Raw genomic sequence first — 6,195 nt, 5'->3', positions numbered from 1 at the left:
CTTGCACTTTTTGAGGATTGAAACGAGCCAACGTCTTTTGCCGTAAAGGTTTTAGCCTTTTTCAGCAAGCCCTATTTAGTAAAGTGGTCGCCATGATTAGAAACGAAAAGCAATATGAGTATACCCAAGAGTTAGCGAAAAGATGTGAATCTACGCTAGCCCAGTATGACGCCCAAGATGAAGAGGTGAAAAAGAACGATCCTTGGTGGTTAGTGATGCGTGAATCTATCCAAAGTCATCTGGATACTTTTAGGGCAGAAATAGCTGAGTATGAAAGATTGGTGGGGTGCGATCGCACTCAAGACCTCAAAATTGAAGTAGATTCGATTTTAGAACTGCCAAGAGTCTTAATTAAAGCTCGAATTGCTGCGAAAATGACTCAAAAAGAACTTGCGGATAGACTGGGGCTGGAAGAAAATAGAATTAAGCAATACGAAGACTCAGATTATCAATGTGCGAGTTGGGTGGAAATTATCGATATTACTGAAGCCTTAGCGGTTGAACTCAAAACAGCTAGTTTTGTGGTGGATTTTCAGGAGATGGAAGGGAGGAAAAGTTCTCTGGCTGAGTTGGTGGAACGACAGCGAAAGCAGTTAGAAGTTAAAGCTCAGGAAGTCGAAAGATAGTCATTAGTTATTGTAGAGGGCGGTTGCAGCAGTTTTTGAGAGAACGATCGCACTCTAATTTCTGTTTCTATAAACTTCCGACCATAAATAAACTTACCACTCTCCCGATCGCACTTAGAAATAACAATTAAATAACACAAGCCAGATATACTAAGTATAGTGAGTAAATAAGATGTTCTGCATTTAATCCGAGTAATTATTTCTCCCAACAATCCGGAATATGTCGCGACTAACGACTATGGAAGAGCCGTTGCCTGTCGCCCTATTCCACCTCTGCATTAGTCCGCAGATAATCTCGTACCCAGTTACAGCCATACTCCAGCAGGTCAAGATTGAGTATGCGCGGTAAATTCCAGACAACGAGAGTGTTATCTTCACCAACAGAAACTAAAAAACTGCCATCAGGTGCGATCGCCAGATTCCAAACTGAACCACTATGACCGAGTAGAGTAGTAATCAACTGCCCTTCTCGACTCCAGAGTTTAACAGTTGTGTCCATTCCAGAGGAAGCAAAAAATGTACTGTCGCTACTCCAAGCAATGTTAGACACTACACCATTATGAGCTACAAACGTTTGATTCGATTGGCGATCAACTCCATCTGTAGAATTATATTGCCACAACTTAATCGTGCTATCACCACTACAGGAGGCAAGTAACTGACTATCAGGACTAAAAGCAACACCCATAACAATTGCATTATGTTCGGCGAGAGTCGCAAGCAATCTACCATCTCGATGCCACACTTTAATTTCGTTTGAATTACCGCTGGAGGCGATGAACTGACCGTCAGGACTAAAGGCAATACATTGAGCCATTTCCTGTTGTCCAGTTAGAGTATTGTGTAATGTGCCATCGGTCGTCCAAAGTTTCACCTTACCATCCCCATAACCAGAAGCAATCAGATTGCCATCAGGACTAAAGGAAAGGCTAAACGCTAATCCTCCTTCTGCTGGCAGTATTTTTAGAAGTTCAGCTTTGTCCCAGTTTCTACCCCCACGCTGCCAGAGTCTAACAATACTATCGTTGCTTCCCGTTGCTAAGATTTCTCCAATGCCTGACGGCAGGCTAGCGCCAACAGGACTAAAAGCAACACTAAACATTGATGCCTCATGTTGCAAGGTTTTCAGCAATGTGCCATCGCGCTGCCAAAGTTTGACAGTGTAATCCAAGCTGGCAGTCGCGATAGTGGAACTATCTGGACTAATCGCAACGCCGAAAATTGCCGCACTGTGAGCATTTACAGTAGTTTTGAGGGAATGAGTAGGTTGCCACATCCGGATGATGCGATCCGCGCCAGCAGAAATAAAATAACTCCCGTCTGGGCTGTAGGCAATTGTTCGCACTGTTGAACGATGTGCTTTGAGGGTACTCAGTTCTATTCCCTCAACACTCCAAATTTTGACAGTTTTATCTCCACTGACAGTCACGATAGTTTTCCCGTCAGGACTAAAGGCAATACCCCATACTGCTGAACTATGTCCTACTAAAGTTGTTATGAGCGTACCATCAATATCCCACAGTTTAGTAGTAGTATCTTGACTGGCAGAAGCGATAATTTGTCCGTTAGGACTGAGAACCAATGTGCTGATACCAGCTTGGTGTGCCACCCATTTATTGAGCAGTGTACCGTTCTCCTGCCAGAGGTAAATGACGTTCTCTGCTTGTGTAATTATCAGTTGACTGTCAGGAACAAAAATAATAGCCGCAGCTTGGTTTGGATGTTTGAATGAGCCGAGCAAAGCACCATCCAGACTCCATAAATTTACCACACCATCATCGTGTCCTGAAGCAACGATTTGACCATCAACGTTGAAGTTGACAACGCGAGTTGTTGTAGAATATTTGGCTATAATTTGGGGTGTATATTCATCCAGTCGCCACACTTTTACACTGCCATCATTATGTGCAGAAACTATCCTTTGACCGTCGGTACTGAATTTAACTGACCAAACTACCACAGACTCATTTTGCAAGGTTTTAAGTAGAGTGCCGTCTCGTTGCCAAAGTTTGAGCGCGCCATCAATTCCTGTTGAAACAATCAGGTTACTATCAGGACTGATATCAACACTCCAAATATCGGCAGTGTGTCCCGCAAAATGATTACATTCTGTTGTGCCATAAACCGCCTGTCGCAGGGCGTTATCAATTTTTTGCTCTAATTCGGGTTCAACTTCACCTAATTGTTGTAACTTTTGCTTGGCTTTAATTGCTTGAACTAATGCTTCTAAACCTTGATCTGAGGCAGAGAGGGCTTCAGAGGCACTGGCGATCGCCTTAATCTCACTGAGTCTAGATTGTTGTAAGGCGGCCATGTTCGCATTGAGCAAGACTTGTTGAATTCTCACAGCTTTTTGTTCTTGCACAAGTCTGGCTTCTACTTCTTTAACACGTTCTGCCTCTAAGCGCAATTCCACTTCTTTTCGATCTACTTCTTGAGAGGCATTAAAAAATAAATAATCCAAATCACTCAAACTTTTACCCTGCGCCCAAAGTTGGGCATCTTTGAGCGCTTGTCCCCGCAACAATCGCGATTCATCTTTTTGCCCTGAAGCTACCCAAGCATCAAACACCTGGGAGTAAGGACGCAAGTCCGCTAATCTTCTTTCAACCCATTGAAGATTAAATACTTGTTGATAGATGCGATTTTTTACCTTTAATATTCCCTCGTGTCTAACCACTAAGCCACTGAGTAACAATTCAATCTGTTCTCGACTATCATCACTTTTTATTTCAATTGCTTGCAAAACTTTTTGATAAATGCCTAGAATTCTACCAGCCCGCTGACCGTTACGTTCAATGCGATCGCGAATAGTTCTCAGGTGTTCCGGTTCATCCTGTGATTCCCAACGCTCAATGATGCGAGTTTTGACCAAGTTCTCAATCCAGAACGATTCCGTACCTGGTGGAATACTCATCTTGCCGCCGTGTTCCATTGTCCCCTGACTCAATTGCACGACTAAATGACACAACTTCTGAGTCAGAAACGGTTGTCCAGCCGTCCAGTTTAAAATCGCCTTCACAACCGATGCAGGCTGTTCCACCGTGTTTTCCAAGCCTTGAATTAAGGGAGTCACTTCCTCCCACTCAAACCCTTTTAGTTCGATAGCCTGCCCAATATTAAATGGTGTCTTTGTTCTGTCTCGAATGAGATCCGAGGGAGTTGCTACCCCAAAAATCGCAAAGGTAATGCGTTCATATTCTGGATTGATTGCCCGTTGGTTATAGCAGAAGCGAATTAAGGCAAAAAAGTCATCAATCGAAAAGTTAAGCCCCAGCAGACTGTCAATTTCATCGACAAAAATAAACAACTGTTGTTGGGGAAACTGCACTAGCAATTCCTCAATAAACCATCGCAGCCGTTGCAGTAAACCAAGATCGTTGCGTTCTTGCCACCAAGTTTTCAGGTTCAAGGTTTCCAGTAGCCCCAACTGTCGCCATAAGTCACCGACGAATCCCTTGTACCATTGCAGTGGAGTAATTTGTTCGCTCCCTACCACACTCAAATCGACGGCAGCGCAGTGAAAGCCGTCTTTCTCAAGGCGATGCTTGGTTCGTACCAGCAGTGAGGATTTGCCCATTTGCCGGGAGTTGAGGACATAGCAGAACTCTCCTTGCTTCAGGGCTTCATACAGTTGCGAGTCGGCTTGTCGCTGTACGTAACTAGGTGCATCAATGGTTAAAGTGCCGCCGAGTTGATAGCTATCTTGGGGCATAAAAAAATGATTTTTAGACTTGTCCGAAAACTTGCATGGCTGTCGGGGGCTAGGTTTACAGTTTGTACCAATCAACCTCTGCTCGCTTTCATTAACGCAACTTTGCGGGGAATTAGTCAGCTAATTATATCAGAGATTCTGCGATCGCAGGCAAAGTAGATATATTTCTCCTGCTTTTCCTATTTTACTTTCTTGGGTGTGGTCGCAACCTGTTGGTGGTGATGACACGGGGATACGGGTTGGTATCAATCAAAAGCAGTTTGGGCAACTGATAGAGCGGGTCGAGTTGCTTCATATAGTCGTCCTGAGAAATCTTCCTACTTTTCCTACTTGCCTTTTTAGGAAATAAGGATTAATGTATTTTCCAAGTACCTTGATTTTTACTGTCAATGCAAACAGGGCATTGACTACTTGCTTACACGATCTAGAATTCGGTTCGCTTATTACTGAAGTTTCGACTAAAAATAGGTCTTAAAACATGACTAACAAAACTGACATAAATCAATACTCTCCAGCCCTATTTGACATTACCCAAGACATCATTGGTTCTTTGCCACTGAGACTCATTAAACAATGGGTGGAGAGCGAGCAAACCCAAGAAGTCGCCTTGCAGTTACTAGAGTCTTATAAAGTCAAAGGTTATAGCGTATCTTCTGACTCTGCTGGACTAACCAAGCTGACTAAGCAAAAAGGCTTGTTGGAAATTTTAGCAATCCTTAACCAGCCCAAAGAAGTTGTCTACAGCTTTGGCAGCGCCATTGGTGGAAAGGGAGTCGGTATTTGGGCTGCTGACAATACTCAAATGTTTTACCTAGAATCAGTTCGTCCGGAAACTCTTTTGTCCGCACTGCTGACAATCCAACGTGAAATCAGTAAACGTTGCCAAATAAAAATTGGTATGGGCGCACACTTAGGCGAGTTTTACGACATTAACGGTGGTTTATATGGATTAGAAGCCGATATCATCGAAGAGATTGCTGAGAATAAGACTGAAGGTGGTGAAATAGTTATTAGTGAAAGCATTTATGAGCTATTACCATCCGACCACAACTTTACTATTGTTAAAAAAACCGAAGTACCAACAAAAATTGGTCATATTTTTCGGGTGACAGATGGACCAAGTTTATCTGATGTGCAACCAGGGGATATGAAATATCCTATTCCCTACTCCGAAACTTTTTATGCCGATCTCGTCGATTATGAAAACCGACTGACTGACACCGAGTTTGGTAAGCAGTTGGCAGATAAATACTTGGTCAACAAAGTGGTTGTCTTAATTGAGCGAGAAACTACAGAAGCGGAAGCGCATGATGTTGCTATGTTTACGAACTTGTCTGTTTCCGCTAGGTTAAAAGATGTGGGTCTGCGCCTTCTAGAGCAAAGCAAGGGTATAGAAATTAAGGTAGTCGGTCCCCTAGGAATTTATGTTTTTGACGAAGCCATAACAGCCCTCAGTTTTGCTCAAGCATTTCGTCAAGAGCTAGCTGCACAAGGTGTCGCCTCCCGTATTGGTATGGACGCGGGTCCGGTTTTGGTTTTTGATTTGTCTTTTGGTGGTAAAGACATTGCTGGTAACCCAGTGAACATTGCTTCTAAGATGGCTCAAGACAAAGGGCAATTTGGAAAGTTATATCTGAGCTCCACAATGAAAGAATTAGTGGACGTGAGCCAATTTATAGAAATGACGTATACCGTTTCTGGAGTAGAAATTACTATATATGAGGGTTAATGAGGCTTTGCTTGTTTATTGAATATGGTGGTATGTTGCAATAGACAAGATTGCAAAAATAACTAGGACGGGCTCTCCGGCCCATCCCACAAGAAAAAAAAATTGTGGGATGGGCCGGAGAGCCC

At 43.2% G+C, this 6,195-nt stretch carries 3 protein-coding genes; 2 read left to right on the top strand and 1 reads right to left on the bottom strand.

Annotation, left to right across the window (positions count from 1 at the left end; genetic code table 11):
• Positions 1-92 precede the first annotated feature (92 nt).
• Positions 93-626: a helix-turn-helix transcriptional regulator gene (locus K4039_RS26285; RefSeq protein WP_265239446.1), complete on the top strand. Its 534-nt coding sequence runs from the start codon at positions 93-95 to the stop codon at positions 624-626.
• 262 nt (positions 627-888) lie between these two features.
• Here K4039_RS26285 and K4039_RS26280 read toward each other — a convergent pair whose 3' ends face one another.
• Positions 889-4,341 carry an AAA-like domain-containing protein gene (locus K4039_RS26280; protein WP_265239445.1) on the bottom strand — a complete coding sequence of 1,151 codons (3,453 nt, stop codon included), beginning with the start codon at positions 4,339-4,341 and terminating at the stop codon, positions 889-891.
• A gap of 478 nt (positions 4,342-4,819) precedes the next feature.
• On the opposite strand from K4039_RS26280, the gene K4039_RS26275 reads away from it, so the two are divergent.
• Positions 4,820-6,070, top strand: coding sequence for a hypothetical protein (locus K4039_RS26275; RefSeq protein ID WP_265239444.1), 1,251 nt, complete (start codon positions 4,820-4,822; stop codon positions 6,068-6,070).
• Positions 6,071-6,195 lie beyond the last annotated feature (125 nt).

The organism is Lyngbya sp. CCAP 1446/10, assembly GCF_026130175.1.
In the GTDB taxonomy this organism is placed as follows: Bacteria; Cyanobacteriota; Cyanobacteriia; order Cyanobacteriales; family Microcoleaceae; genus Microcoleus.
The sequence above is the reverse complement of the archived record's forward strand: the minus strand, read 5'-3'. Positions and strand labels throughout refer to the sequence as shown.